This window comes from Streptomyces sp. LHD-70, assembly GCF_031157275.1.
GTDB lineage: Bacteria > Actinomycetota > Actinomycetes > Streptomycetales > Streptomycetaceae > Streptomyces.
The window spans coordinates 121,994-147,192 of record NZ_JAVIFW010000011.1 but is presented as its reverse complement, the minus strand read 5'-3'; the positions used below and the strand labels follow the sequence as shown (position 1 = coordinate 147,192).

Below are 25,199 nucleotides of genomic sequence, written 5' to 3'. Positions count from 1 at the left end.
ATGTGCCGCATGGCAGGTAGTGAAAGCTTCGAGCCCGAGTCGGATCGGGTCACGCGTCAGCTCCGGGACGACATTCTCGACGGTGTACGCCGACCCGGCAGCAAGCTCGTCGAGCGTGAACTTGCGGCCGAGCTCGGGGTGAGCCGGCTGCCCGTCCGCGATGCCCTCAAGGTGCTCGTGAACGAGGGTCTCGTCACTCCTCGCCCGCGCACCTGGGCGGTCGTGCGGGAGTTCAGCCCCACCGACATCTCGGACCTGGACGAGGTTCGGTCCGCCCTGGAGACGCTCACGTTCCGGCTCGCCGCCCAGCGCAGCACCCGCGCCGGTCTCGATCGGCTCCGCGCCGACGTCGACGCCGAGCTGGAGGCCGCGCGCCGGGGCGACGCCGTACGCGCCCGCCGCGCCGCGGCCGACTTCCACGAGACGGTGACATGGCTGGCGGCGAACGAGCTGCTCAGCGAGTTGGAGCGGACCCTGCGCAGCCGGATGCGCTGGCTGCTCAGCAGGCACGACGACCTGCTCGCCGTGGCGCAGGAGCACGAGGAGCTGTACGAGGCGATCGCGTCCCGGGACGTGCCGCGCGTCGAAGAGCTGGTGATGAAGCACCTGGAGACGGGCCGCAGCGCGGCGGCGGCGCACCTGAGGGCCGCGAAGGACTGAGCACGCCGCCCTCTCATCCGCCGAGTAGCGGCAAGGGCAAGGCCACTGGCGACGACCGCCTGGAGCCCGGTCTGGCGGCCCGACCCGTCCCGGGCGATGGTCCACCGGTACTCGGCCGCGGCGTCGGCCGCGCTGTGCGCCGAGTACGTCGGGCCGATCAGTTTGGTCGGCAGGCTGAACGCCGGGTCGGACTCGTCGACTTCGGTGGTGGTGAGCACTGCCGCGACCTCACGGGCGCTGCCCAGCGCACTGCTGAGCTTCTGCGCTACAGCGGGCGCGAGGACACGCGGGTCTGACTGACCTGACGGGTCCGCACGCGGCGGCTTCGATATCTGCGGCTGGTTGTCCTGCTGGTGATGTGTGAACGCACGTGATCCGTGCGAAAGTTCCCGGCCGCGGAGGGAGATTCGGAGAGCTCCTGAAGGGTAAGTCGCGGTGAGCCCCGACGAGTTGGGGTGATCGACGGTCCGTCGGGCGATTGTCAGTGCGATGCCCTACGTTCGGATCCATGGACGCCTATCTCGCGGGCCTGGAAGCTCAAGAGGGCTCGCCCGCCCACACCTTGTACCTCTGGATCGAGACGCTGCACGAGCGAATGGACCTGCTCGTGGACCAGTTCACCGACGAAGGCTGGGAGCACGACTACTCGATCGACTCGCTCAGACTGCTCGAGGAGGACCTGGCCTCGGTCTACGGCACCGACGACGGTACGCACGCGCAGGCGTTGTACATGGAGTGCCTCGCGGGCTACCTCGGCGAGGCCCTGCTCGAGGAGGGCGGCGGCCGCTGGGTGTGGGACGAGGAAGCGGGCGCCGTCGGCATGCCCGCCGTCCAGCCGGACCCCGTGCTCGGCCTCGATCCGATCGTGCCGATCCTCCTGGTCGGGCAGGCGGTCTACGAGAAGACGGAGAACATTTTCGCGACGGTCGCCCTGCGCCTGCGCAAGGCCGTGGTGGAGCACAAGAAGGCCAACCCCGGCTGGAAGCCCGACCGGGTCCCCACGCCCTGGGTGCGGTTCCACGAGTTGGAGGCATTCGGCTACTACTGGAAGCAGTGGCCGAGCGAACGCTTCCACGACTACCTCGGCTGGTGGGCGGAGAAGGCAGGCGGCGGCCGCGAGCGCTGGGACTTCTCACCCGCCTCCCTGGACGCCCTGGAGGAGCTGCTGCGTGACCGCCTCGGCACGGTCGAGGAGTACGACCGGGTGGCGGAGCGCTCCTTCTGGATCGTCGCCGCGTGGTACGTGGGGGAGTACGTAGTCCGCAACAAGGAGGCCAGCTGGCAGTTCCGCAAGACCAACCCCGAAGCGCCGTCCGGTACTTGGTACGCGCAGGACTCGTACTGGACTGACTCCATCTTCGTGGCCCAGCCGATGCGCTACGCAGGATGGGCCGAGCATCCCGCCGAGATGATCCGTGCCGCCCTGCGCGGCGAGCCCCTGCGCGACGTGGTCGACAAGTTCCCCGACCCCGGCAAGGAGCACCGGCGCGTCGGCCGGCTGAAGTCCTCCGGCGAACCCTGGCCCCAGATCCTGTGGCCCCTCGTGGCGCCGGAACACCTGCCGTCGCCCCTCACCGACGAACAGCGTCGGCAACTCGCCGATGAACTGCGGGAGCTGGAGGCGGACCCGGACCTCAAGGACGTGGACTGGCACGACAACCCGCGCCTGCACGCGTACCTCGCCGAGCGGCGCGAAGCCTTCCCCGCCTGGGCCGAGATCGCCGGTGGGGGAGTCGAGGCCTGGGACTTCTCACCGGAGAGCCTGGACCGCCTCGGCGCCCTGGTCCGCGAACGCTTCCCCACCTACGAGGAGATCACGGCCGCACAGCACGAGCCCTTCGTCCAGGGCGCGGGCTGGTACCTCGGCGAGGTCCAGGTCATCCACCGCGACGCCCGCTGGTCCCTGCGTCCGGAACCGGAGGAGGACAACCCGTACGACGAGCCCACGGTGCTCGAACGGCCCAGGGGCGAGGACGACTTCGAGGACGACATCGAGGACGCGGAGGGGGACGACTACGACGAGAACGATGTCGATCTCGACGATCTCGAGGACCTCGACGATCTGGACGGCGACCAGGGATATGTCTGCCAACCGGTGGGCCACCTCCGCGGCCTGATCGCCCGCAACGATCCGGACGAGCGCCTCAGCGATGTCCTCGACGGTTACAGGAAGCGGGGATCCGGAACGGCGGGAGAGGAGGACGACGGCCCGAAGCCCACCGACGAGGTGCGGCCCAAGTGGAGCAGCGGCGCCACGCTGACGCTGCTCTTCCCGCCGTTCCCGGAGCAGGAACAGGAGCAGGAGCAGGAGCAGAAGCAGGGCGCCGGCACGGAATCCGCCGACGACCAGAGCGATGGGGGAGTGACTCCCCACGACCCGGTGCGGGCCCGGCAGTTCGTGGAGGCGTTGGGCACGGTCGCGGAGGTCGTAGAGGAGTTGCCCTGTGTCCCGGCCGCGGATGTGCCGATGTACGAGGTCCGGGCCGACCTCGACCGGGTCGCGGTCGGCTGCTGGGGCAACGTCGTCCATATCGTCGAGCCGGCACTGGGCAGTGACCTGTTGACGGAGGCCCTGTACACGGAGATACGCCGGCAGCGGGCCCGGCACCCCGAGGCGCGGATCGTCGGCTCCGTGGAGATGGACTACGGCAACAGCTACCTCGAGGACGTGGTGCTCCTCCCCGGCGGCGAGGAGGTGATCGCCGGCGGCTGGGACTGCGACGACGACTGGACCATCACCGGCGACCCCGAAGCCCTGCTGCGGGCGATCGGTGTGGACCGGGAGTCGGCGGCGGAAGCGGACTTCGACCTGGACGACGAGCCGAGTGAGCGCGACTGGCCGGCGCTCGGGGTGCTCGCCCTGGGCGGCGAACGCCCCGCCTGGCAGGCAGGGCGGCAGATGTCGGTGTTCCATGTCCGGCGCACGGAGAGCGCGGCATTCGACCTGGAGGAGGTGTGGTTCTGCAGCTGAGGACCGGCCGAGGTTGAGCTGAGGTTGGAGGGAGCGGCGGCCCGGCCTCAGTGGCTCCGCGGGGCGTACATGATCACGGCCATCCCGGCCAGGCAGATCAGAGCGCCGATGACGTCGAAGCGGTCGGGCCGGTAGCCGTCGGCGATCACGCCCCAGGCGATGGACCCGGCGACGAAGATCCCTCCGTACGCGGCAAGGATGCGGCCGAAGTTGTCGTCGGACTGGAGGGTGGCGACCACGCCGTAGAGGCCGAGGGCGATCACCCCCGCACCGATCCAGATCCAGCCCTTGTGCTCACGGATGCCCTGCCACACGAGCCAGGCACCACCGATCTCGAACAGGGCGGCGACGACGAAGAGGGCGACGGAGCGGGCGACGAGCACGGCGGGACGATCCTTCGGAAGGGGAGGCGAGATCGGAAGAGGGAGGCGAGATCGGAAGGGGTCGAGGCGAGACAGGAACCGGAAGCAGCGGCGAGCAGCGGCCGACTCAGACAGAGGCAGGCGTGAGGAGGTGCCCCATCGAGGCGAGCACGGACGGCTCGACCTGGTAGTAGACCCAGGTGCCCCGGCGCTCGGAGGTCAGCAGGCCGGCCTGCTTCAGCTTCTTCAAGTGGTGCGAGACGGTCGGCTGCGAGACGCCGACGTCCGAGATGTCGCAGACACAGGCCTCGCCACCGGGGTGTGAGGCCACCAGGGAGAAGAGCCGCAGTCGTACGGGATCGCCGAGGGCCTTGAACAGGGGCGCCGCCCGTTCGGCCTCCGCGGCGGAGAACGGACGCTCGGTGAGGGGAGGACAGCAGGGAGCGGCGGCGATGACCTCCACAGGTGCCTTCACGGGTGCCTTCACGGGTGCCTGTACGGGTGCCTCCACGGCTGCCTGTACGGGGGCCTCCACGTACGCCTGCGCGGGAGCCTCCGTATGGGCGCCCGCGGGGATCTCGGAGAGGACGGCCTCAGCATTCGACATGCCGCTATTTTGGCATACGTCGAATCACGGGTTCGGGGGTGCTCCCGGCGCCGTGTCCCCTACCCCTCCGGTACTGGCTCCGTTACCCCTCCGGTACCGGCCCCGTGCTCGCCCGCGGGATCAGTCGCGTCGGGAGTTCTCGGTGCGAGGCCGGGTCGGCCGAGGGGTCGTCGATGAGGGAGCGGGCCAACTCGCCTGCCGCGCGGCCGAGTTCAAGGGCGGGCTGGGCGACCGTCGACAGGTCCATCCACTGGGCCATGTCGTGGTCGTCGAAGCCGAGCACCGAGACGCGGTCCGGCACGGCGATGTGGGCCGATCTGAGGATGCCGATGGCCTCGATGGCGATCTGGTCGACCTCGGCGAACAGTGCCGTGGGCGGCTCGCGGAGGCCGAGGAGGGTGCCGATCGCCTCCTCGGTGCCGCGGCGTCCGGGGGCGGACACGTCCACGACCAGCTCGTCGGACGGTTCGACGCCCGCCTCCGTGAGTGCCTCCCGGTAGCCGTCGATGCGGCGGCGCGAGCTGAACGTGAAGCCGGCGGCCCCGCGACGCGAGCGCAGGAAGGCGATGCGTCGATGGCCCAGGTTGACCAGATGCCGTACGCCCGCGCGTGCCCCCGCGACGTCGTCGACGTACACGCTGGGCCTGCCCGAGGCCCGCTGGCTCACGTACACGACGGGCACGCCCAGGCCGTCCAGGCGCGCGCTCTCCTCAGGAGTCAGGTCGAACGACACGACGAGGAGCGCGTCGGCGTTGCGCCGGGCCGGCAACCGCTCGAAGAACTCGGCACGTTCGGCCAGGTCGGAGGCGCTGTAGACGAGGAGGTCCAGGCCGGCCGCGCGCAGCACGGGGCCGACCCCGGCGAGGACCGAGCCGGTGAACCAGGAGTTGAGGGTGGGGGCGAGGACGGCCACCGAGCCGGTCTTGCCGGTGACGAGGCTGGACGCCTGCCGGGAGATCACGAACGACAGCTCGCGGGCGGCGTGCTCGACCCGGCGCTTGGCGTCGGGGGAGACCGTGGAGAGCCCGCGCAGAGTCCGCGAGACGGTGGAGACGGAGACCCCGGCGCGCTCGGCCACGTCGGCCATCGTGGGGTGGCGCTGGGCTGGCGGCATGGCGGCAACGTAGCACAAGGGTTCTGGTTTTGACTTCCCCCTAAGACAGCGCTGTCACTGGTGAGGGTCAGCGGCGCAATCGCGCGCGTTGCATCAACGTCCGCTCACCACAAGGGTGCTGTGGAGCCGGCGTAGAGATTCTTTCCGTGCACGATCCGTTGACAGCGTCCCCAGCGACTTCCTAGTTTGCAAGCGTTGTCACGACGGCGGCCGACGGAAACGGTCGACCGCCGCCACACCTCCAACGCCCACAGCACGCAGCCATCCCGTGGATTCGTGGACCCATGCCCCGTGGACCGGAGCCGTCTGGAGCCCCTCCCGTATGACGATGAGCCGCAGAACACTTCTGGCAGCCGGAGCGGCGGGTGCGGCCGCAGCCTCCCTCACCGGCTGCGCAGCCACCGCCGACACCGGACCCGACCTCGCCGCGGCAGCGGTCGTACCGAAGGGTCCGGCCACTGTCCGATGGTGGGCCGCACGCGTGGCCCGCAAGGACGGCGGGGACCTCCGACCGCTTCTGGTCAGGGAGTTCAACAAGAAGTACCCGCACATCACCGTCCGCATGATCGGTGCCCCCGCGCAGACCGACACCGCCCGCGCGGCCCTCGCCACGCAGATCGCCAGCGGGAGTCCCTCGCCCGACGTGTTCATGGGCGACTCGGTCTGGCCGGCGCAGTTCGCGTACAACTCGATGGCGCTGCCGCTGCGTTCACTCGTCGGCGAGGACTACTGGCGGCGCTATCCCGGCCCGCACGTGGAGGCCCTCAGCTACGAGGGCGAGGTGTACGCCTTCCCGCTCTACCAGGACCAGCCGTACCTCTTCTACCGCAAGGACCTGCTGCGCAAGCACGGCCTCCCGGTGCCACGGCACTGGGAGGAGCTGGCCGACAGCGCCGCCAAGGTGCAGCGCGCGGGTGACGCCGACTACGGCTTCGTCTGGCAGGGCTCCGTGTACGAGGGACTGACCTGCAACATCACGGAGTTGGTGGCCGACGCGGGCGGCAGCATCCTCACCGAGGACGGCAAGGGCATCACGTTCGACGGTCCGGCAGGGGAGCGCGCGCTGACGTATCTGCGCGATCTCGTGGCGCGGGGCATCACGCCCAAGTCCGTCACGACGTTCATCGAGCAGGACAGCCTCGACGCGTTCACCAGCGGCCGCTCCGTCTTTCTGCGCAACTGGAGTTACGCCTGGGGCGTCGCCAACAACCCCGAGTCCTCCGCCGTCGCCGGGAAGATCGGCTGCGTCGTGCGGCCCGGGTTCGAGGGCGAGCGGGGCGGCCAGGGCTGTCTCGGCGGCTGGTGCAACTACGTCAATCCGCACTCCCGCAATCTGGGCGCGGCCGTCGCGTTCGCCCGGTTCCTCTCCGACGAAGGGGGCCAGATGGTGCTCGCCCGCGAAGCCGCCGTACTGCCGCCGCTGGACGAGGCGTTGCAGAGCCGCCATGTGCGTGATTCCGACAACCCCGCGTTCTCCGAGGCGCACCGGGTGCGACTCGTCGCCCGGCCCGTGCACTCGCCGCACTACCCGGCGGTCAGCAAGGCCGTCTACACCCGGGCCAACCAGGTGATCAGCGGCGGCAGTTCGGTGCGTACGGCACTGGCCTCGGCCCGCCGTGACCTGCGGGCAGCGCTGAAGGGCGAGGCGCTGTGAGCGCGGCACCGGACCTCGTCACGGAGACGAACCCCAAGGACAGCGCGCACACGACGACCCGGGAGCGCAGAGGACCCGGAAGGCGCGCAGCGGGCTCCCGACCCGACGGCGGCAGCATCCGCACACGCCAGGCCCGCACCGGCTGGATCTACACCACCCCCGCCCTGCTCGTCGTGGCGGCCGTGACGATCTTCCCGGTCGTCTACTCCGTGGTGATGAGCTTCACCAAGGTCCGCCTCACCCACGCCGGCACGCAGGTCACCGACTGGACCACCGCCAACTACACGACGATGCTGGCGAGTTCGGCCTGGCGTGAGGCGCTGCTCTTCACTGTCGGCTACACTTTGGTGACGGTCGCCGTGGAGATCGCGCTCGGCATCGCCGTCGCCGTACTCCTGGAGCGTCTGGAGGCCGGGCGCGGCTGGCTGCTCGCGCTGCTCCTCATCCCCTGGTCGCTGATCACGGTGGTCTCCGCGCAGCTCTGGGACTATCTGTACGACGCCACGTACGGCGCCGTGACCTGGCTGTTCGGCCTGGTCCTCGCCGAGCCGCCGGTGATCCTCGGCACGCCGGTACCGGCCATCACGGGCATGGCCGCCGCGGACATCTGGAAGACCACCCCGTTCGTCGCGGTGATCGTCCTCGCCGGTCTCGTCCGCATCCCGCGCGAGCAGTACGAGGCGGCCGAGATGGACGGCGCGGGCTCCTGGACGACGTTCCGGCGGATCGTGCTGCCCGCGCTGCGGCCCGTCGTGGCCGTCGCAGTCCTCTTCCGGGTGCTGCAGGCCTTCGGCATCTTCGACCTGCCGTTCGTCCTCACCCAGGGCGGTCCGGGGACGGCCACGCAGTCCCTGGCGATCCTCGGCTACCGCTCGCTGTTCCAGGACCTCAACATCGGCCTCGGCGCGGCCATCGCCACCAGCACCGGGCTCCTCGTCGTCCTCGGCTGCCTGCTGTTCCTGCGGGTCTTCCGCTCGCAGGTCGACACGGCCGGAGAAGGAGGTGCGGCATGAGCCGCTACCGTCAGCGCACCGGCGTACGGCGCTATCTGAACGTCGTGAACATCGGCGCCCTCGTCCTGGCCGCGGCCACCTCGCTGCCGCTGATCTGGATGGCGCTCACCTCGTTCAAGAGCCCCGTCGAGGCAGGATCGGTCCCGCCCACCCTCTTCCCCGACAACCCCACCCTCGCCAACTACGGCAACGCGCTCGGCTCCGCCGGATTCGGCCGCTATCTGCTCAACAGCACGGTCGTCAGCGTCAGTTCGACCGCGATCGTGCTCGCCCTGGCCCTGTTCGCCGGGTACGCGCTCGGCCGGCTGCCGCTGCGCGGACGCGGGCCGATCATGGTGGCGCTCCTGGTCATCTCGGTGTTCCCGACGATCGCCGTGGTCACCCCGCTGTACCTGGTGGAACGCCAACTCGGCCTGCTGAACGGCTACTGGGGCCTGATCATCCCGTACGTCGCGTTCCATCTGCCGTTCGCCGTCTGGATCCTGCGGAACTCGCTGCTCGACATCCCGTACGAACTGGAGGAGTCCGCGACCGTCGACGGCGCGTCCCCGACCCGGACCCTCCTCTCGGTGATCCTGCCGCAGGCCAGGCCCGCGCTCTTCACGGCTGGGGTGTTCACGTTCACCGCGACGTGGACGGAGTTCCTGATGGCGCTCACCTTCAACGCGGAGGACACCTACCGCACCGTGCCCGTCGGCATCGCGCTCTTCAGCGGCCTGTACGAGATCCCCTTCGGCACGATCTTCGCCGGCGCGATGGCCGCCACCGTGCCCCTCGCCCTGCTCGTCCTGATCTTCCGCCGCTCGGTCCTCTCCGGGCTGACCGACGGCGCCGTGAAGGGCTAACAACGCCACGGCCCGCAGAACACACCAACTCCCGTACGAAACTACCCCTTTGAAGGAGCACTGTGACCGAGCGCACCCCCCTGGACATGTCCTCGCAGGACCCCGACTGGTGGCGGCAGGCCGTCATCTACCAGGTCTATCCGCGCAGTTACGCCGACGCCGACGGAGACGGCATCGGCGACCTCCCCGGCCTCACCCGCCGCCTCGACCACCTCGCCACGCTCGGCGTCGACGCGGTGTGGCTGAGCCCCTTCTACCCGTCCGAGCTGAAGGACGGCGGCTATGACGTCGCCGACTTCCGGGACGTCGACCCGCGGCTCGGCACCCTCGACGACTTCGACGCGATGGTCGCCGAGGCGCACGGTCTCGGCATCAAGGTCATCGTCGACATCGTCCCCAACCACTCGTCCGACCAGCACGTCTGGTTCCAGGAGGCGCTGAACTCCGCGCCGGGCTCGGCCGCCCGCGACCGGTACGTCTTCCGCGACGGCCGGGGCGAGCAAGGCGAACTCCCGCCCACCGACTGGGAGGCCAACTTCGGCGGCAACGCCTGGAAGCGCGTCCCCGACGGCCAGTGGTACCTCCATCTGTTCACGCCCGAGCAGCCCGACTTCAACTGGGACAACGAGGAGGTCCGCGAGGACTTCCGCAGCACGCTGCGCTTCTGGTCCGACCGGGGCGTGGACGGCTTCCGCATCGACGTCGCCCACGGCCTCGCCAAGGACCTCTCCGAGCCGCTCCGCGACCTCGGCGAGCAGTACCGGGGCCTGCACGACGACCTGCCGGACGGCACCCACCCGTTCTACGACCGCGACGCCGTCCACGAGATCTACCGCGACTGGCGCACCGTGTTCGACGCGTACGACCCGCCCCGTATCGCGGTCGCCGAGGCCTGGGTGAAGAACTCCCGCCGGGTCCACTACGCGAGGCCGGACGAGCTCGGCCAGGCCTTCAACTTCGAGTATCTGGAGACCGGTTGGTCGGGCCCCCGGCTGCGCGAGGTGATCACCGCCTCCCTCGCGACCGCTCGGGCGGCGGGCGCCTCCGCGACCTGGGTGCTCTCCAACCACGACGTCGTACGCCACACGTCCCGGCTCGCCCTGCCCGAGGGCTCCGATGTGCAGGCCTGGCTCCTGTCCGACGGCAGGGAACCGGCCGTCGACGCCGGGCTCGGGCTGCGCCGGGCCAGGGCGGCGACGCTCCTGATGCTGGCGCTGCCCGGCTCCTCGTACCTCTACCAGGGCGAGGAGTTGGGCCTGCCGGAAGTGGCCGACCTCGCGCACGCCGACCTCCAGGACCCGGTGTGGGAGCAGACCGGGCGCCGCCGCAAGGGCCGGGACGGCTGCCGGGTGCCGCTGCCGTGGACCTCGGACGCGGAGGGTTCGTACGGCTTCGGGCCGGGAGGCTCCTGGCTGCCGCAGCCGCCGGTCTTCGCGGCGCTGTCGGCGCAGGCGCAGGACGGGGTGGAGGGCTCGACCCTGGAGCTGTACCGCGAGGCGCTGAGGCTGCGCCGCAAGGTGCAGGGCGACGAGTCCCTCACCTGGATCTCGTCCCCGGACGACGTACTGCACTTCGGCCGTTCCTCCGGCTGGCAGTCCGTCACCAACCTGTCGTCCGTGCCGGTGCAGCTGCCCGCGGGCGAGGTGCTGCTGAGCTCGGGTGAGACTCCGGCGGACGGCCATCTGGCCCCGAACACCACGGTGTGGCTGCGGGCTCCCGGGGCCTGACACCACCGCCGCCGAGTTCAGGCCCTGCGGACGGGCCCGAAGGTCCCCGCCGCGTGCTGACTACCCGTCGACGGGCGGCTCGGGGTTCGCCCGGAGTTCGTCGAGCCGCAGAAACGTCAGCGCGCGGCGGATCAGATCGAGGAGTTCCTCGGGCTCCTCCTGCCAGGCCCAGTGCTCCATGGTGACCGTGAACGCATCCAGCACCGCGGTGGTCAGCAGACGCACTTCGAGACTGTCGGCAGGGGCGCCCGTGCGCGACGCCAGTGCCGGTGCGAGCCGTTCCTGCATCTCCCGCCCCGCGGCGAGCCAACGCATCTTGAGGACGGGGACGGTCCCCAGGACACGGACCAGTCGACGGGCGCGGGCGGCGTCTTCCAGGCGCCGCTCGGCCGTCGCGGTCCCGAAGGACGCCTCGATGGCGGCACTGAGCGGCTCTTCGGCCGGATGTGCCGCGAGGACGTCCACGAGTTGGCCGACGCTGGAGGCGAAGAGGGGGGCGAGGGTGTCCTCCTTCGCCGGGCAGTAGCGGTAGAAGGTGCGCAGGGAGATGCCCGCGGCCGAGGCGATGTCCTCGACCGTCGTCGTGTCGTAACCGCGGTCCGCGAACAGGGTCGCCGCGGCCTCCGCGATCTCCAGCCGAGTCTGAAGGCGCCGCTGTTCCGTCAGGGACGGACGGCCCCGCGCTGCCGCCATGGTGTGCTCCTTGCCGTGCTTCGACTCGGCCCTCATTGTCACAGACAGAATTTGTGGCACGCCATGCCAAAAAAGCGTATGTTGATCGGCGACCGGTGAACGCACAGCGTCAGCGAAGGAGCCGACCATGTCCCGCACGTACCTCATCACCGGAGCCGCCTCCGGCATCGGCAAGGCCACCGCGACCCGGCTCAAGGCGCAGGGGCACACGGTCATCGGCGCCGACCTGGGGGACGCCGACATCGTCACGGACCTCGCCACCCCCGAAGGCCGGGCCCATCTCGTCCAGCGCGCAGGCGAGTTGAGCGGTGGGCGGCTCGACGCCGTGATCGCGGGCGCCGGCCTCGCCGGTTTCGAACCGCGCGCGTGAGCGTCAACTACTTCGGCGCGGTCGCCACCTTGGAAGGGCTGCGTTCCCTGCTGGCAGCCGGTACGGACCCGCGCGCCGTCGTCATCGCCTCGGTCGCCTCCGTCCATCCCCACGACTCGGCCATCGCCGACGCGGCCCTCGCCGGTGACGAGGAAGCGGCGCTGGCCGCCGCCCGGGCAGCGGTCGACCGGGGCGAGGGCTATGCGATCTACGGCTCGACCAAGGCCGCCATCGCCCGATGGATACGCCGCACCGCCGTGACCGCCGACTGGGCGGGCGCCGGCATCCCCCTCAACGCCATCGCCCCCGGAACGGTCGTCACCCCCATGACCGAACCCATGCTGGCCAGCCCCGATCTGCGCAAGATCGTGGACGGGGCCGTCCCCATGCCGCTCCACGGCCACGCCCGGCCGGCCCAGATCGCCCCCCTTCTGAGCTGGCTCACCTCACCCGAGAACGAACTGGTCACCGGCCAGGTCGTCTTCATCGACGGCGGCGCCGACGCCGTACTGCGCGGCGACGGCACCTGGTGACCCGCCGAGAGGGAAGCGGCCGACCAGAGACAACCCGCGGCCACCGGAGGGCCATCCATGCACACGCTCACCCGCACCGTCGTCGTCACCGCCGACCCCGATGACGTCTGGCAGGTCATCGGCAGGTTCGGCGGCCTCGCCGACTGGCACCCCCTGCTGCCGCCGTCGGTGATCGAGGACGGCGCCGATCCCGAGACGCCCGGGGCGATACAGGCGTTCGCCGTCAACGGCCAAGTGGTCATCCGGGAACGGCTCCTGGAGAAGGACGACTCGCGCCGGATGTTCCGCTACGCCATCCAGGAATCCGCCGTCCCCGTCTCCGACTACGTCTCCACGCTCTCCGTGCACCCGAACGACACGGGCGCCGAGATCCGCTGGGCCGCGACCTACGAGGCCACCGACGCACTCGTCCCCGAGATCGAGAAGCACTTCGGCGACACCCTCTACGCAGCCGGCCTGAACGCCCTCAAAGAACGCTTCACCCTGCCCGCCTAGGAAGAGCGCCCCTGGGTCCCGGAGCTGGGTCCGAAGCTGGGCCCGGCTGGGTCCGGAGCTGGGCCCGGAGAGACGTCCTAGTCGAGCGTCCGGATGACGTCCCGCACCTCGGACGCCAGCTCCTTCGGCAGCGGCGCGTAGTGCAGACGCGGCAGCACCTGCTGGCCCTCCGTGCTCGCCGTGTACGTGAGGAAGGACTTGAGGGCGGGCAGGGAGTCGGGCATGTTGCCCCGGTCGCAGACGATCTCGTACGTGACGAGGACGATCGGGTACGCGCCTTCGGCCGACGTACCGTAGTCGAACTCCAGGGACAGGTCCTTGCCCCGGCCGACGGTCCGCGCCTCGGCGATGCCCTTCGACGCGCTCTCGGGGGTCGGGCCCACGGGACGCGAGGCGCCGGTGTCGACGCTGACCGTGTCGACGTGCCGCTGGACGGCCACGGACAGATCGAGGTAGCCGATCGCGCCGGTGGTCGACGTGACTGCCGTGGCCACGCCCTTCGACCCGGAGGCCGAACTGCCGCCGTGCCCCAGCCAGTTCTTCTTCGCCGGGTACGGCCAGGAGTCCCCGGCGGCCTCGGACAGATACGACTGGAAGTTCTGCGTGGTGCCCGAGTCGTCCGAGCGGTGCACCGGGTGGACCGGCGTGGCGGGCAGGTCGACATCCGGGTTGAGCGCCTTGACCCGCGGGTCGTCCCAGCTGGTGATGCGCCCGTCGAAGAGCTCCGCGAGCGTCGGGGCGTCGAGCACCAGCTCGTCCACGCCCGGCAGGTTGAAGCCGATCGCGACGGGCCCGCCGGCCATCGGCAGGTTGACGGCCCGCCCGTCCACGCAGGTGTGCTCGGAGACCCGCACCTCCTTCTCGCTGAGGGCGCTGTCCGAGCCGCCGAAGGCGGTGGCCCCGCGCAGGAACTGCGCGACGCCGGCCCCGGAGCCCAGCGGGTTGTAGGCGATCTCCACGCCCGGGCAGGCCCGTTGGTACTCCTTCATCCAGTACGTCATCGCGTTCTGCTGCGCGCTGGACCCCGCGCCCGCGACCTGCCCGCGCTCCGCGCAGTCCAGCTCGACCACCGAGGCGGGTTTCGCCGCCGGCCGTTGCCCGGTGTCCTCGGACGAACCGGTGAGCCCGCAGCCCGCGAGGAGCAGACCGCCCACCACCACGGCACTCGTGCTCGAAACGGCCTTGGAGCTGCTGCGTACCCTGCGACGGCGCTGCACCTGTGTCCTCTTGTTCCTCTCAGATCCTGCGAACGATCACGGATGATCGCGGACCAGGGGAGCGGCAGGGCGGCATCCAGGCAAACGCAGGGTTACGTAGACCTCAATGACGGGTGCCGCCCACCGAGCCCACCGAGCCCACTGTTCGGAGCTTTTGTTCACGCGGTCGCGCGTACGGCGAGATGCAGGCCCTTGCCGACCGCGGCCGTCGTCGAGGTGAACTCTGCGTCGGCCTCGACGAGCGCGAGGAACTCCGCCACCTCGTCCGGGTGCGAGAGGACGTTGTCGACGATCAGCAGTCCGCCGGGGCGCAGCACCCGCCGGGGGTGCGGCCACCAGCCCGCGTACTCGGTCCGCTCCGAGTCCAGGAACAGCGCGTCCAGGCAGCCGTCCGGTAACTCCCGCAGCACCGCGCCCCCATCGGCCTCGCGCAGCTCCACCTGACCGGCGACCCCCGCCTCCGCCGCGGCCTCGAGGTGGGTGCTCATGGACAGCCAACGTACGCGGGGGAGTTGGGGCCCGCCCGGGAACGGCGCGGGAGGGCGGCGGTCAGGCGTGCCAGGGCTCCCCGGTGACCTGGTGGTCCGCGTGGCTCAGGGCCTCGACGACCAGGCGGCGCAGGTGGCCGTCGGTGAGGGCGTAGACCGCGCGCCTGCCCTCCTTGCGGGCGTGGACGAGTCCCGCGAGGCGGAGCTTGGCGAGGTGCTGGCTGACGGCGGTGCGGGCGGCGCCGCTGGCGGTGGTCAGCTCGGTGACGTCCCGCTCGCCCTGCGCCAGGAGCCACAGCAGATGCAGCCGGGTCGGGTCGGCGAGGAGCGCGAAGACCGACGAGGCGGTCCGCAACTGTTCGGGCCCCGGCGCGCGTTCGTGCGCACGGCTTGCAAGTGGGGTCTGTTCGCGTCCCGGCATGGGTTCATCGTAGACCTCTCCCGCTGTCATATGCATACGTGCGCAGTTGCGCACATATGGCTAGGGTGGAGGGTGTCGCGTCGCCCGCAGGACTGGAGGACTCCCGTGCTGGAACTGCTGCGCCACCGCACCTACCGCCGCCTCTTCGCCGCGCAGGTCGTGGCGCTCGTGGGCACGGGACTCGCCACGGTGGCGCTCGGGCTGCTCGCGTACGACATCGCGGGGCAGGATGCCTCGGCGGTCCTCGGCACCGCCCTCGCGATCAAGATGGTGGCGTACGTGACGGTCGCGCCGCTGGTCGACGCGGTCGCACACCGCCTGCCCCGGCGCACCCTGCTCGTCGCCGCCGACCTGACCCGCGCCGCGGTCGCCCTCGCGCTGCCGTTCGTCACGCAGGTCTGGCAGGTCTACGTCCTGATCCTGCTGCTCCAGGCCGCCTCCGCCGCGTTCACGCCGACCTTCCAGGCCGTGCTGCCCACCGTCCTGCCGGACGAGCGGGACTACACGCGCGCGCTGTCGATGTCCCGGCTCGCGTACGACCTGGAGAGCCTGTTCAGCCCAGCCCTGGCGGCGGGCCTGCTGTCGCTCGTCTCGTACAACTGGCTGTTCGCGGGCACCACTTCGGGCTTTCTCGCCTCCGGCGCCCTGGTCGTCTCCTGCGTCCTGCCCAAGCCTTCCGCGCGGGGCAGCGGTGCGCGCGGGGCCGCCGGACGGGCCGCGTTCGGCATCCGGCTGTTCTGGGCCACGCCCCGACTGCGGGCGCTGCTCGCCCTCGACCTGGCGGTGGCGGCCGCCGGTGCCATGGTCATCGTCAACACGGTGGTCCTGGTCCGCCACGACCTGGGCCGCTCCGCCGGCGCGGTGTCGATGGCGCTCGCCGCGTACGGGGCCGGGTCGATGCTTGCCGCCCTGCTGCTGCCGCGCCTCCTGGACCGGGTCGGCGACCGTACGGTGATGCTGCCCGCCGCGTTCGCCCTGCCGGCCGTCTTCACCGCGTACGGGCTCGCCACGCTCGCGGGGCCGTCCTGGCCCGCGCTGCTCGGCGCCTGGTGCGCGTTCGGTGCGGCCAGTTCGGCGCTGCTGACCCCGACGGGGCGGCTGCTGCGCCGCTCGGCCGCACCCGCCGACCTGCCGGCGGCGTTCGCGGCGCAGTTCTCGCTGAGCCACGCGTGCTGGCTGCTCACGTATCCCTTGGCGGGCGGGCTCGCGGCGGCCGCGGGCCCGGCGGCCGCCGCGTGGACGCTCGGCGCGCTGGCCCTCGCGGGCGCGCTCACGGCCACCTTGCTCTGGCCGACCCGGGACGCCACCCGACTCACCCACCGCCACCCCGAACTACCGCCCCACCACCCGCACTTGTCCGAGTCGACCGGCTCCGGGCACAGTCATCACCTCTCCGGCGCTTGAGGAGCGGGGGACATGCCAGGCCCCCGGCCTCACCGGAGATCGAGCCGCATGATCACCCGAGGGTGTCCCGCGAGTACGGACGTCGTGTCCGCGGCATGGGTGAAGCCCGCGCGTTCGAAGTTCTTGCGGAGGCCCGGGTAGGCCATCGTCAGGTCGACCTTCGCGTCGCCGTTGTCCAGGGGGTACGCCTCGATCGCCGGGGCGCCGTGGGCGCGGGCGAAGTCGACGGCGCCGGCGATCAGGGCGTGCGAGATGCCCTGCTTGCGGTGGCCGGGGCGGACGCGGATGCACCACAGCGACCACACCGGCAGATCGTCGACGTGCGGGATCTTGCGGCTGTGCGCGAACGCCGTGTCCGCGCGCGGTGCCACCGCCGCCCAGCCGACCGGCTCGTCCCCGTCGTACGCGAGCACCCCGGGCGCGGTCTCGGCGCGGCACAGCTCGGCCACGTACTCACCGCGAGCGGGGCCGCGCAGCTCGTTGTTGAGCTTCGACGGGATGCGGTAGCTGAGGCACCAACACACGGTGGACTGCGGCGACTTGGGCCCGACCAGGGCGCCTACGTCCGCGAAGACGGAGGCAGGGCGGACGGTCAGGGTGGTCATGGCGCCACGATGCCACGGTTCGGGCGCGTCCGCCGGGGGAGCGGGGCGGGGCTCAGCGGAACCGGGAGAGCAAGGCGTCGAGCCCTTCGGCCAGTTCCCCGGGGCCGCCCCGCGCCGGGCTTGCGCAGGCTCAGGCCGGAGAGGCCGTCGCGGTCGACCACCTCCAGCGCCGAGGCGAGACCCGGTCCCGGCTGAGCCGGCCGTAGCGACCACGGTCGGCGGCGCGGCGCCTGGGCTGGTCCGCTCTGGGGTTCGGCATGGCGGCCCTCGCGGAGCGGCCATAGTCGGCGGCGCGGCGCCTGGGCTGGTCCGCTCTGGGGTTCGGCATGGCGGCCCTCACGCTCACCGGTTCCCCCTCCGGCATCGTCTACCGGCCGCTGCCCGTCGACGACCCGGTCCGGCGCCGCCCCGTCATCACCCAGGCCGGGCAGAGGCTCGGCTGGCGCCCGACCGGCGCGATGCGCCAGAAGCCGTGCTCGCGGGCGCCGAGCAGCGCCGCGCAACAGGCGGGGGAGTCGAAGCGCGGCAGACACAGCCAGTCGACGGATCCCTCCCTGCCGAGCATCGCGGCCGTTTCCAGGTCGCCGATAAGGGCGTAGTCCTCGATGTGCTTGCTCATGATCGGGATACGCCGTGATGCGCTTCGCCGCCCTTCCAGCGTACGGAGGCCGCCCCCGGATGCCCCCGCCCACGGCCCCGTACACCCCCGAATCCGCTCGCTTCCCCGACCGCCCCCGGCTACCGTCCACCCCATGCCAGACATCCGCACCGACCGTCTCCTGCTGCGCAGTTGGCGGGAGTCCGACCTCGCGCCGTGGGCCGCTCTGAACGCCGACCCGGTGGTACGCGAGCACTTCCCGGACGTCCAGACGCCCGAGCGCAGCGCCGCCTCGGCGGCACACTTCCAGGCCGACCTCGACGAGCGCGGCTGGGGCTGGTGGGCGGTCGAAGTGGTGGAGACGGGCACGTTCGTGGGGTTCGCGGGGCTCGACCCGGTCGAGGACGGGATGCCGTTCGGCGGCATCGAGGCCGGCTGGCGGCTCGCCCGGCCGGCCTGGGGGCACGGGTACGCGACCGAAGCGGCCCGCGCCGTCGTGGAGTTCGGCTTCGACGGGCTCGACCTGCCGGAGATCCTCGCCGTGACCACCGTCGGCAACGTCCGCTCGCAGGCCGTGATGCGTCGCCTCGGCATGACGCACGACCCGGCGGAGGACTTCGACGACCCGACCGTCCCCGAAGGCCCCTGGCGGCGCAGCGTCGTCCACCGGCTCAGGCGGGAGGAGTGGCTCCGGGACGGAGAGCGGTCGCGGGGGCGCTCCTGACGTAGCTGCCCGGGGTCGTGCCCGTGAGGCGCTTGAAGTGCCGGTTCAGATGCGACTGGTCGTAGAACCCCGCCTCGGCCGCCACCTCCGCCGGGCGCAGGCCGTCGAGCAGCAGCCGCCTGGCCCGGTCGAGTCTGCGGGACGTCAGGTACTGGTGCGGGGCGATGCCGTACGCCGCGGTGAACGCCCGCACCAGATGCGCCGGATGGGCATGCAGCAGACCCGCGGCCTCGTCCAGGCTCAGCCCCTTGGGCACCCGCGCGTCGAGGAGTTCGCGCAGCTCAGCGGCGACTCCGGGGTCGCCCTGCGGCGGCCGGTCGGCGAGCCGGGGACGCAGGTGCGCGCGTAGCCGCTCCCCGATCAGGGCGAGCCGGCTCTCCGCCTCCAGCTCGTCACCCCGGTACGCGAGCGCCGTGTGCACCTGCCCCACCCGCCGCCGCAGCAGCGGATCGGCCAGATCGGGCCCGTCGACCGCGGCACCGATCAGGCTGTCGTCCAGGGCGGGCAGATCCAGGTAGAGGACGCGTTTGCGGAAGCCGTGCACGGTCGCGGGCGAGCCGTTGTGCGGAACGTGCGGGGGCAGCAGCGTCACGCGGTCGTGCGGGGTGCCGTGCTCGCGCCGGTCCAGGTCGTAGCGGACCGCGCCGTCGTCGACGATCAGCAGGGTCCACACGTCGTGCACATGCATCGGGTACGCGTGCTCCAGGAACCGCGCGTGGAAGACCTCCACGACCCCGGGCACCCGCGGGCGCCACGCCGCCACCCGCTGCCCCGGCGCCGCCGCGTCCCCGCTCGAACCGGCCTCCATGCAAAGAACGTACAAGATGCCCGAAGGGCCAGGTCGGCAGGATTGGACCATGACGACCGAGCACACTCCCGCAATCGCCCCCGAGCCCGCTTCCGCCGACACCGCCCCCGTCCGCTTCGACTCCAAGATCGCCGTGCTGCTTCGCGACGACCTGGAGTCCTGGCAGCGGCTCAACGTGACCGCCTTCCTCGTCAGCGGGCTCGGCACCGAGGCGCCCGAGGTGATCGGCGAGCCCTACGCCGACGCCGACGGCACCCCGTACCTGCCGATGTTCCGCCAGCCCGTCCTGGTCTTCGAGGGCGGGAAGGAGACGCTGACCGCCGCGCACGGCCGCGCCCTGTCCCGCTCGCTGCCCCGGTCCGTCTTCACGTCCGACCTCTTCGCCACCGGCAACGACCGGGACAACCGCGCCGCCGTCCGGGCCGTGCCGAAGGAGGACCTCGACCTGGTGGGGATCGCCGTGTACGGGCCGAAGAACGCGGTCGACAAAGTCCTCAAGGGCGCCCGAATGCACCCCTGACCTGCACGGACGCCGGGGCCCCAGGAGGACTCCCGCAGCGGCTGTGTAGCATGGGTGTTCGCGAAGGGGAGTAGTCCCGAGAACCGCTGGTCGACACACTGGACGTCCGAGGACGCCCCGGCCACCGGGCCGCCCGCACCGAGTGCGGGGGCGGACGAGACCTTCGGCCAGGCATGACCCTGCCCGCACCACCGTGCGGGCGGATCCGTCGTGCCGGGCCGAAAGGGTTCTCCCCGTCGCCCGCCCGGGTGTCGTACGAGTCCTTCGGCCCGGCCCCAGCAGAAAGCACCCGTGCCAGAGATGACTCTCGACCCCCTGGCGATCCTCACCGCCTTCGGGCTGATCTTCCTCGCCGAACTCCCCGACAAGACCATGTTCGCGTCACTCGCCATGGGCACCCGCATGCGGCCCCTGTACGTGTGGTTCGGCACGTCCACCGCGTTCGTCGTGCACGTCGCCATCGCCGTGGGCGCCGGAAGCCTCCTCGGCCTGCTGCCGACCATGGTGGTCAAACTCGTCTCGGCGGCCCTGTTCGCCTTCGGCGCGTTCGTACTGCTGCGCACCGGCGACGACGAGGACGAGGACGGCGCGGCCCGCACCGTCACCGGCTTCTGGCCCGTCTACACCACGGCCTTCATGGCGGTCTTCATCAGCGAGTGGGGCGACCTGACCCAGATCACCACCGCCAACCTCGCCGCCACCAACGGCTGGCTCCCCACGGCCATCGGCTCCGCCGCCGCGCTGATGTCCGTCTCGGCCCTGGCCCTGCTCGTCGGCAAGTTCATCGCCCAGCGCGTCCCGCTGAAGACCGTGCAGCGCATCGGCGCGGTCTGCATGGCGGGCCTCGCCATCTGGACCCTGGTGGAGGCGTTCACCGGCTGAGCGCCCACGCCGCCCACGTTGTACGTACGGGCCCCTGGACCTCCGCGGTCCGGGGGCCCGCGACGATCGGTCGTCGCGGTCGTCGCGGTCGTCGCGGTCGTCGCGGTCGTCGCGGTCGTCGCGGTCGGCCGGGCTCGCGCAGCCGGAGTCGGATTACGGGTTCCGGTCGGAGGCCGGAGTCGGGCACGGGTTCCGGTCGGAGACGGCAGGGGCCGCGGAGAGGCCGTGGGGGTCGGTGCGGAGCGCCGCGTCCGCCGCGGCGAGGATCGCGCCGAACGTCCGGGTGATCACCGGCCGGGCGAGGCGCCGTGTGAGCAGTCCGCCGACCAGCGGCACGGGAATCTCGGCACGTGTCCTCCAGCGCACGAGTGTGCCGCCCTCGGCCTCCGTGCACGTCATCCGCCCCAACTCGTGCCGGGACGGCGGCAGGCTCCGCTCCACCACGTACTCCGTGACGTACGGCGCCTCGTACCGCGTGATGCGCTCCCGGAACCGGCCGATCAGCCACAGATGGTCACGCACCGCGCCCACACCGTACGGGGCGGACTCGCCGTGCCGGGTCAGGCGGCAGCGGAGGACCAGGGGCGAGCGGGTGCGCGCGCCGCAGCTTGTCCGGGTTGCGCATGGCGTACAGGCCGGTGACCCGGCCGGCGTGGATCTGGAACGCGACCAGCCAGTCGACCCCGTCCACGGTGCCGAAGCACGCCGCGGGCATGCCGTTGTAGAGCGCGGGCCGGATATCGACCGCTCCCGGCGCCACGCTCGTACGGTGCACGCCGAGGACGAAACGGGCGACCTCCGCACGGCCGAGGACGGGGCGGCGGGCCGCGACCACCCTGCCCCCGCCGTCGGCGATCGCCACCACGTCGGGCGCCAACAGGTCCATCAGCGCCTGCACTTCACCGGTCGCCGCCGGCCCGCAGGAACCGCTCGACGACCTGCCCGCCGGTCGCCGTGTCGGGCTCGAAGCGCCGCCGCCGCGCCTGTACGTGGCGGCGCGCGCGGTGCGCGATCTGCCGCACGGTGGGCTCGGCCTTGCCGATCGACTCGCCGATCTCGCCGTGCGTGTAGCCGAACACGTCGTGCAGCACGAACACCACGCGCTCGGTCGGCCCGAGCGTCTCCAGGACCAGCATCATCGCCATCGCCATCGCCATCGCCATCGCCATCGACACGGACTCGGCGAGGATCACGTCCTCGCTCACCTCCGGCGCCGTACGGATCGGCTCCGGCAGCCACGCCCCCACGTACTCCTCGCGCCGCGCCTTCACCGCACGCAGGTGATTGAGGGCCTGCCGGGTGAGGGTGCGTACGAGGTAGGGGCGCGGGTGGTCGACAGCGTCCTGGTCGACGGCGCTCCAGCGCAGATAGCTCTCCTGCGGGTGCGGTCTTCGGGGTGCGGCACTCGGCGGTCGGCGGTCGGCATGAGGACACGTGGGGCGGGAAAAGCGTGACATCCGCGCACGGGAGCGGGGGCTATTCCGCGTAGGGCCGTGTGCGGGGAGTGGTCAACGCGTCGGCGAGGCAGGAGGGTTGGGTGCGGGGCCGCGCGGCGGGTCCGCATACGGTCATCACGGCTCGGGCGGTGGCGGCGGCGAGCGCCAGGCGCAGGAGTGCGCGCCGGGTGGGAGCATTCAGGGCCGGTCTCCTCGCGGGTCAACTGGCGTGCGGGAGGGCGGAGTTGGCGTACGAGGGGGAGACCCCGGCGCCGCCCGGGGAGGGGAGACGGTCAGGCGCCGGGGTCGTCGCGGTGGCCGGGGGGATCTCGGCGGACCGCTTCGAATGGGTCACTCGGATGGTGCCCCGGAAGATCGCGGACGGAGCGTCGGTCGGGGCGGTGATCCGTTGAATGCGTTGAACCCCGGGCTTCAGCGGAAGTGCTTCGGGTTCAGCGGCAGAGCTTCGGGTTCATCGGAACAGCCCCGCGTTCTCCGCCGCCCACTGCCGGAACGGCCTGGCGGGGGCCCCGGTGATCCGGGCCACCGTGTCGCGCACCGCGAGGAGTTCGCCGTTCACGTCGCCGCCCGTGACGTCGAGCACCGCGTCCGCCGCCTCGTCCCCGAAGACCGCCACCATCTGCGCGTACGCCTCCTGCCGGCTGATCTCGGCGAACGGCACCTCCCGTCCGACGGCCGCCGCGACGGCCTCGACCTGCCGGCGGGCGGTCACCGGCTCCGGCCCGGTCAGGGCGTACGTCCGGCCCCGGTGGCCGGGCTCGGTCAGCGCCACGCGCGCCACGGACGCGATGTCCGCGGGGTGGATCGTCGGCAGCCCGGTGTCCGCGTACGGCGCGCGGACCGTCTCACCGGCGCGGACCGCCTCCGCCCACATCAGGGAGTTCGAGGCGAACTGGGTCGGCCGCAGGATCGTCCAGGCCAGGCCGCTGCCCTTGACCAGCCGCTCGACCCGCAGGTTCTCACGGGCCGGACCCAGGTGCGGATGGGTCAGGGCGGTGATGGACGAGACGAGCACCACGTGCTCCACACCGGCCAGGCGCGCCGCCGCGAGGATCTCGGCGTCCGGCCCGAGTCCGGACGGGAGGAACAGTGAACGCACCCCGTTCAGCGCGCGCTTCAACGACTCCGGATCCGCCAGGTCCCCCTCGACGGCTTCCACTCCGGCGGGAAACGCGGCCCGCGCGGCGTCCCGCGTGAGCCCGCGCACCGGCCCGAGCTCTCGTGCGTGCATCTCCCCGAGCAGCGCCCGGCCGATGTTCCCGGTGGCTCCTGTCACGAGCAGCATGTGTGGGTCCCTTCTTTGTCAGGCGATCGACGGCGTCCGGTGGTCGACTCGACGCAACGCTAGAAACTGAAGGGCACTTGAGGTCAAGCAGCGAACTGAAGGGCACTTGAGGTCAAGGAGCGACCGGCTCGACCACGACCCCGAGCAGCTCCGCGAACGCCTCGCGCCCCGCCTGAGTGACCCGTACCGCCCGGCCCGAGCCCACCCGCCGTACCCAGGACCGATCGAGCGCGGCCGCGCACAACGCGGCGCCCAGTGCGCCCGCCAGGTGGGGGCGGCGCTCCGTCCAGTCGAGGCAGCTGCGGACCAGGGGGCGGCGGCTGCCCTGGGGGTGCTCGTAGTGCAGAGCCTCGGCCAGCCAGGCGCGGCCCTCGGGTGTGACGGCGAGTCCGGCGTCGTCGGCGACCAGGTTCCGGGCGATCACCGCGTCGGCCAGAGCCACGCCCAACTGCCCGGCGAGGTGGTCGTAGCAGGTCCGGGCCCTGGCCTCGGCGCTGAGGCGCACCGACTGGCGCAGGTTGCGCGGACGCGGGGTGTCCGGGGCGTACGAGGCGAGGGCCTCGATCAGCGCGGCGGCCTCGGGGCTCGCGAGCCGCACGTACCGGTGGCGGCCCTGGCGCTCCTCGGCGAGCAGCCCGCCCTTGACGAGCCGCGAGAGCTGCTCGCTCGCCGTGGACGGCCGCACGCCGGCGTGGCGCGCGAGCTCGCCCGCGGTCCAGGCGCGGTCGTCGAGCAGGGCCTGGCAGAAGGCGGCCCGGGTGGGGTCGGCGAGGAGCCGGGCGGTATCGGCGAGGGACGACATACCGCCATGGTCCCGCAACGACGGTTCGGCCCCCGCCGAACTGTTGCGGACCTAGCGTCAGGACCATGACGTACGAGAGGGATGAGACCGCTACGGCCCGGGACCGTTTCGCCCGGCTGCACCACGGGAACGAGCCGCTGCTGCTGCCGAACGCCTGGGACCACGCCTCGGCGGCGGGGCTCGCGGCGGCCGGGTTCGAGGCCGTCGGCACCACCAGCCTGGGGGTGGCCGCGGGCCTCGGTGTGCCGGACGGCGCGGCGGCGACCGCCGAAGCGACGCTGGCGCTCGCCCGCAGAATCGGCGAAAGCCCAGGAGGCGTGCTCCTCAGCGTCGACGCGGAGGGCGGATTCAGCGACGATCCCGCTCAAGTGGCCGCCTATGCACGGAAGTTGGCGGACGCGGGTGCCGTCGGCATCAACCTGGAGGACGGCCGCCCCGACGGCACGCTCGCCCCGGCCGGGCTGCACGCGGCGAAGATCGCGGCGGTCAAGCAGGCCGTACCGGACCTGTTCGTGAACGCCCGCACCGACACCCACTGGCTGAACCGCGACCACGCCGCCACCGCGTCCCGCCTCGCCCGCTACGAACAGGCGGGCGCCGACGGGGTGTTCGCGCCCGGCCTCTCCGCCCCCGGCGCCATCGCCGCCCTGACGGCCGTCCTGCGCACCCCGCTGAACGTCCTCGCCACCCCCACCGGCCCCACGCTCCCCGAACTCGCCGCACTCGGCGTCCGCCGCGTCAGCCTCGGCTCGCTGCTCTACCGCACCGCCCTCACGGCGGCCCTGGACACGGCGCGAGCGGTACGGGACGGCGGCCCGCCGGTCGACACCCGGGTCATGTCGTACGGCGAGGTCCAGGAGCTGGGCCGGGGGTGAGTGGGAGGACGACGGCCCGAGGCATCGCATCCAAGTCCCTTTCCCCCGACCGTAATTGAGGTTCGCATC

28 protein-coding genes and 1 pseudogene are annotated in these 25,199 nt (G+C 71.9%); 14 read left to right on the top strand and 15 right to left on the bottom strand.

From position 1 onward, the window contains the following. Positions 1-9 precede the first annotated feature (9 nt). A complete protein-coding gene (locus RCO28_RS22805) occupies positions 10-660 on the top strand; it encodes a GntR family transcriptional regulator (RefSeq protein WP_308943059.1) in 651 nt (216 codons plus the stop codon). Positions 661-1,168: 508 nt separating this feature from the next. After that, positions 1,169-3,631 carry a DUF6333 family protein gene (locus RCO28_RS22800; protein WP_308943058.1) on the top strand — a complete coding sequence of 821 codons (2,463 nt, stop codon included), beginning with the start codon at positions 1,169-1,171 and terminating at the stop codon, positions 3,629-3,631. A gap of 47 nt (positions 3,632-3,678) precedes the next feature. On the opposite strand, the gene RCO28_RS22795 is transcribed toward RCO28_RS22800, so the two are convergent. The 3 genes from RCO28_RS22795 to RCO28_RS22785 form a co-directional block, all read right to left on the bottom strand. Then, positions 3,679-4,014, bottom strand: coding sequence for a YnfA family protein (locus tag RCO28_RS22795; protein ID WP_308943057.1), 336 nt, complete (start codon positions 4,012-4,014; stop codon positions 3,679-3,681). 106 nt (positions 4,015-4,120) lie between these two features. Continuing rightward, complete coding sequence (locus RCO28_RS22790; protein WP_308943194.1) at positions 4,121-4,480, bottom strand: metalloregulator ArsR/SmtB family transcription factor; 360 nt, start codon at positions 4,478-4,480, stop codon at positions 4,121-4,123. 202 nt (positions 4,481-4,682) lie between these two features. Continuing rightward, a complete protein-coding gene (locus RCO28_RS22785) occupies positions 4,683-5,714 on the bottom strand; it encodes a LacI family DNA-binding transcriptional regulator (RefSeq protein ID WP_308943056.1) in 1,032 nt (343 codons plus the stop codon). A gap of 328 nt (positions 5,715-6,042) precedes the next feature. On the opposite strand from RCO28_RS22785, the gene RCO28_RS22780 reads away from it, so the two are divergent. From RCO28_RS22780 to RCO28_RS22765, 4 genes are all read left to right on the top strand, one after another. Then, the gene (locus tag RCO28_RS22780) at positions 6,043-7,368 is read left to right on the top strand and encodes an extracellular solute-binding protein (RefSeq protein ID WP_308943055.1); all 1,326 of its coding nucleotides are present in this window, start codon (positions 6,043-6,045) and stop codon (positions 7,366-7,368) included. Beyond that, positions 7,365-8,381 carry a sugar ABC transporter permease gene (locus RCO28_RS22775; protein WP_308943054.1) on the top strand — a complete coding sequence of 339 codons (1,017 nt, stop codon included), beginning with the start codon at positions 7,365-7,367 and terminating at the stop codon, positions 8,379-8,381. The genes RCO28_RS22780 and RCO28_RS22775 overlap by 4 nt, the downstream gene beginning before the upstream one ends. After that, the gene (locus RCO28_RS22770; protein WP_308943053.1) at positions 8,378-9,226 is read left to right on the top strand and encodes a carbohydrate ABC transporter permease; all 849 of its coding nucleotides are present in this window, start codon (positions 8,378-8,380) and stop codon (positions 9,224-9,226) included. The genes RCO28_RS22775 and RCO28_RS22770 overlap by 4 nt, the downstream gene beginning before the upstream one ends. 86 nt (positions 9,227-9,312) lie before the next feature. After that, positions 9,313-10,953, top strand: a complete 1,641-nt coding sequence (locus RCO28_RS22765) for a glycoside hydrolase family 13 protein (RefSeq protein WP_374991227.1) — start codon at positions 9,313-9,315, stop codon at positions 10,951-10,953. 60 nt (positions 10,954-11,013) lie between these two features. Here RCO28_RS22765 and RCO28_RS22760 read toward each other — a convergent pair whose 3' ends face one another. Continuing rightward, the gene (locus RCO28_RS22760) at positions 11,014-11,646 is read right to left on the bottom strand and encodes a TetR family transcriptional regulator (RefSeq protein ID WP_308943051.1); all 633 of its coding nucleotides are present in this window, start codon (positions 11,644-11,646) and stop codon (positions 11,014-11,016) included. Between the two features lie 127 nt (positions 11,647-11,773). Between RCO28_RS22760 and RCO28_RS22755 the strand changes: the two genes are divergently transcribed. The 3 genes from RCO28_RS22755 to RCO28_RS22745 are packed head-to-tail and all read left to right on the top strand — an operon-like array spanning position 11,774 to position 13,044. Then, on the top strand, positions 11,774-12,016 hold the full coding sequence (locus RCO28_RS22755) for an SDR family NAD(P)-dependent oxidoreductase (protein WP_308943050.1): 243 nt from the start codon (positions 11,774-11,776) through the stop codon (positions 12,014-12,016). Further along, positions 12,013-12,549, top strand: coding sequence for an SDR family oxidoreductase (locus RCO28_RS22750; protein WP_308943049.1), 537 nt, complete (start codon positions 12,013-12,015; stop codon positions 12,547-12,549). The genes RCO28_RS22755 and RCO28_RS22750 overlap by 4 nt, the downstream gene beginning before the upstream one ends. A gap of 57 nt (positions 12,550-12,606) precedes the next feature. Beyond that, the gene (locus tag RCO28_RS22745) at positions 12,607-13,044 is read left to right on the top strand and encodes an SRPBCC family protein (protein WP_308943048.1); all 438 of its coding nucleotides are present in this window, start codon (positions 12,607-12,609) and stop codon (positions 13,042-13,044) included. Positions 13,045-13,121: 77 nt separating this feature from the next. Here RCO28_RS22745 and pstS read toward each other — a convergent pair whose 3' ends face one another. The 3 genes from pstS to RCO28_RS22730 all read right to left on the bottom strand — a co-directional run bounded on the left by pstS (position 13,122) and on the right by RCO28_RS22730 (position 15,170). Beyond that, positions 13,122-14,204, bottom strand: coding sequence for a phosphate ABC transporter substrate-binding protein PstS (gene pstS, locus RCO28_RS22740; RefSeq protein WP_308943047.1), 1,083 nt, complete (start codon positions 14,202-14,204; stop codon positions 13,122-13,124). 215 nt (positions 14,205-14,419) lie between these two features. Next, on the bottom strand, positions 14,420-14,749 hold the full coding sequence (locus RCO28_RS22735) for a hypothetical protein (protein WP_308943046.1): 330 nt from the start codon (positions 14,747-14,749) through the stop codon (positions 14,420-14,422). A 61-nt stretch (positions 14,750-14,810) separates the two neighbouring features. After that, positions 14,811-15,170, bottom strand: coding sequence for a metalloregulator ArsR/SmtB family transcription factor (locus RCO28_RS22730; RefSeq protein ID WP_282533650.1), 360 nt, complete (start codon positions 15,168-15,170; stop codon positions 14,811-14,813). A 105-nt stretch (positions 15,171-15,275) separates the two neighbouring features. Between RCO28_RS22730 and RCO28_RS22725 the strand changes: the two genes are divergently transcribed. Next, a complete protein-coding gene (locus RCO28_RS22725) occupies positions 15,276-16,574 on the top strand; it encodes an MFS transporter (RefSeq protein ID WP_308943045.1) in 1,299 nt (432 codons plus the stop codon). 29 nt (positions 16,575-16,603) lie between these two features. On the opposite strand, the gene RCO28_RS22720 is transcribed toward RCO28_RS22725, so the two are convergent. Continuing rightward, positions 16,604-17,179: a GNAT family N-acetyltransferase gene (locus RCO28_RS22720; protein WP_308943044.1), complete on the bottom strand. Its 576-nt coding sequence runs from the start codon at positions 17,177-17,179 to the stop codon at positions 16,604-16,606. A 433-nt stretch (positions 17,180-17,612) separates the two neighbouring features. Then, positions 17,613-17,798, bottom strand: a pseudogene (locus RCO28_RS22710) (trehalase-like domain-containing protein); the annotation flags it as partial. Positions 17,799-17,931: 133 nt separating this feature from the next. On the opposite strand from RCO28_RS22710, the gene RCO28_RS22705 reads away from it, so the two are divergent. After that, a complete protein-coding gene (locus tag RCO28_RS22705) occupies positions 17,932-18,501 on the top strand; it encodes a GNAT family N-acetyltransferase (RefSeq protein WP_308943043.1) in 570 nt (189 codons plus the stop codon). On the opposite strand, the gene RCO28_RS22700 is transcribed toward RCO28_RS22705, so the two are convergent. Continuing rightward, positions 18,449-19,309, bottom strand: coding sequence for an AraC family transcriptional regulator (locus RCO28_RS22700; protein WP_308943042.1), 861 nt, complete (start codon positions 19,307-19,309; stop codon positions 18,449-18,451). The two genes, RCO28_RS22705 and RCO28_RS22700, sit on opposite strands and share 53 nt — an antisense overlap. A gap of 49 nt (positions 19,310-19,358) precedes the next feature. Here RCO28_RS22700 and RCO28_RS22695 point away from each other — a divergent pair, with 49 nt between their 5' ends. Both RCO28_RS22695 and RCO28_RS22690 read left to right on the top strand, forming a co-directional pair. Beyond that, a complete protein-coding gene (locus RCO28_RS22695) occupies positions 19,359-19,829 on the top strand; it encodes a DUF2000 domain-containing protein (protein ID WP_308943041.1) in 471 nt (156 codons plus the stop codon). Positions 19,830-20,129: 300 nt separating this feature from the next. Further along, complete coding sequence (locus RCO28_RS22690; protein ID WP_308943193.1) at positions 20,130-20,711, top strand: TMEM165/GDT1 family protein; 582 nt, start codon at positions 20,130-20,132, stop codon at positions 20,709-20,711. Between the two features lie 153 nt (positions 20,712-20,864). Here RCO28_RS22690 and RCO28_RS22685 read toward each other — a convergent pair whose 3' ends face one another. From RCO28_RS22685 to RCO28_RS22665, 5 genes are all read right to left on the bottom strand, one after another. After that, complete coding sequence (locus RCO28_RS22685) at positions 20,865-21,242, bottom strand: SRPBCC family protein (RefSeq protein WP_308943040.1); 378 nt, start codon at positions 21,240-21,242, stop codon at positions 20,865-20,867. Next, the gene (locus tag RCO28_RS22680) at positions 21,226-21,597 is read right to left on the bottom strand and encodes a hypothetical protein (protein ID WP_308943039.1); all 372 of its coding nucleotides are present in this window, start codon (positions 21,595-21,597) and stop codon (positions 21,226-21,228) included. Before RCO28_RS22680 ends, RCO28_RS22685 begins: the two co-directional genes overlap by 17 nt. 13 nt (positions 21,598-21,610) lie before the next feature. After that, positions 21,611-22,168 (bottom strand): sigma-70 family RNA polymerase sigma factor, encoded by a 558-nt coding sequence (locus tag RCO28_RS22675; RefSeq protein WP_308943038.1) that lies wholly within the window; start codon positions 22,166-22,168, stop codon positions 21,611-21,613. A gap of 451 nt (positions 22,169-22,619) precedes the next feature. Then, positions 22,620-23,453: an NAD(P)H-binding protein gene (locus RCO28_RS22670; protein WP_308943037.1), complete on the bottom strand. Its 834-nt coding sequence runs from the start codon at positions 23,451-23,453 to the stop codon at positions 22,620-22,622. A 112-nt stretch (positions 23,454-23,565) separates the two neighbouring features. After that, entirely contained in the window at positions 23,566-24,255 is a 690-nt protein-coding gene (locus tag RCO28_RS22665; RefSeq protein WP_308943036.1) for a winged helix-turn-helix domain-containing protein, read from the bottom strand. Positions 24,256-24,320: 65 nt separating this feature from the next. Here RCO28_RS22665 and RCO28_RS22660 point away from each other — a divergent pair, with 65 nt between their 5' ends. Continuing rightward, positions 24,321-25,130 carry an isocitrate lyase/phosphoenolpyruvate mutase family protein gene (locus tag RCO28_RS22660; protein WP_374991222.1) on the top strand — a complete coding sequence of 270 codons (810 nt, stop codon included), beginning with the start codon at positions 24,321-24,323 and terminating at the stop codon, positions 25,128-25,130. The last annotated feature ends 69 nt before the right edge of the window (positions 25,131-25,199 follow it).

Excerpts from the sequence above, each read along its gene's own strand:
- RCO28_RS22680 (WP_308943039.1), bottom strand. The coding sequence starts at position 21,597 with ATGGACCTGTTGGCGCCCGACGTGGTGGCGATCGCCGACGGCGGGGGC.
- RCO28_RS22670 (WP_308943037.1), bottom strand. The coding sequence starts at position 23,453 with ATGCTGCTCGTGACAGGAGCCACCGGGAACATCGGCCGGGCGCTGCTC.
- RCO28_RS22735 (WP_308943046.1), bottom strand. The coding sequence starts at position 14,749 with ATGAGCACCCACCTCGAGGCCGCGGCGGAGGCGGGGGTCGCCGGTCAG.
- RCO28_RS22660 (WP_374991222.1), top strand. The coding sequence starts at position 24,321 with ATGACGTACGAGAGGGATGAGACCGCTACGGCCCGGGACCGTTTCGCC.
- RCO28_RS22765 (WP_374991227.1), top strand. The coding sequence starts at position 9,313 with ATGTCCTCGCAGGACCCCGACTGGTGGCGGCAGGCCGTCATCTACCAG.
- RCO28_RS22690 (WP_308943193.1), top strand. The coding sequence starts at position 20,130 with ATGACTCTCGACCCCCTGGCGATCCTCACCGCCTTCGGGCTGATCTTC.
- RCO28_RS22805 (WP_308943059.1), top strand. The coding sequence starts at position 10 with ATGGCAGGTAGTGAAAGCTTCGAGCCCGAGTCGGATCGGGTCACGCGT.
- RCO28_RS22705 (WP_308943043.1), top strand. The coding sequence starts at position 17,932 with ATGCCAGACATCCGCACCGACCGTCTCCTGCTGCGCAGTTGGCGGGAG.
- RCO28_RS22720 (WP_308943044.1), bottom strand. The coding sequence starts at position 17,179 with ATGACCACCCTGACCGTCCGCCCTGCCTCCGTCTTCGCGGACGTAGGC.
- RCO28_RS22770 (WP_308943053.1), top strand. The coding sequence starts at position 8,378 with ATGAGCCGCTACCGTCAGCGCACCGGCGTACGGCGCTATCTGAACGTC.
- RCO28_RS22700 (WP_308943042.1), bottom strand. The coding sequence starts at position 19,309 with ATGGAGGCCGGTTCGAGCGGGGACGCGGCGGCGCCGGGGCAGCGGGTG.
- RCO28_RS22665 (WP_308943036.1), bottom strand. The coding sequence starts at position 24,255 with ATGTCGTCCCTCGCCGATACCGCCCGGCTCCTCGCCGACCCCACCCGG.
- RCO28_RS22780 (WP_308943055.1), top strand. The coding sequence starts at position 6,043 with ATGAGCCGCAGAACACTTCTGGCAGCCGGAGCGGCGGGTGCGGCCGCA.
- RCO28_RS22745 (WP_308943048.1), top strand. The coding sequence starts at position 12,607 with ATGCACACGCTCACCCGCACCGTCGTCGTCACCGCCGACCCCGATGAC.
- RCO28_RS22755 (WP_308943050.1), top strand. The coding sequence starts at position 11,774 with ATGTCCCGCACGTACCTCATCACCGGAGCCGCCTCCGGCATCGGCAAG.
- RCO28_RS22730 (WP_282533650.1), bottom strand. The coding sequence starts at position 15,170 with ATGCCGGGACGCGAACAGACCCCACTTGCAAGCCGTGCGCACGAACGC.
- RCO28_RS22800 (WP_308943058.1), top strand. The coding sequence starts at position 1,169 with ATGGACGCCTATCTCGCGGGCCTGGAAGCTCAAGAGGGCTCGCCCGCC.
- RCO28_RS22695 (WP_308943041.1), top strand. The coding sequence starts at position 19,359 with ATGACGACCGAGCACACTCCCGCAATCGCCCCCGAGCCCGCTTCCGCC.
- RCO28_RS22760 (WP_308943051.1), bottom strand. The coding sequence starts at position 11,646 with ATGGCGGCAGCGCGGGGCCGTCCGTCCCTGACGGAACAGCGGCGCCTT.
- RCO28_RS22675 (WP_308943038.1), bottom strand. The coding sequence starts at position 22,168 with ATGTCACGCTTTTCCCGCCCCACGTGTCCTCATGCCGACCGCCGACCG.
- RCO28_RS22785 (WP_308943056.1), bottom strand. The coding sequence starts at position 5,714 with ATGCCGCCAGCCCAGCGCCACCCCACGATGGCCGACGTGGCCGAGCGC.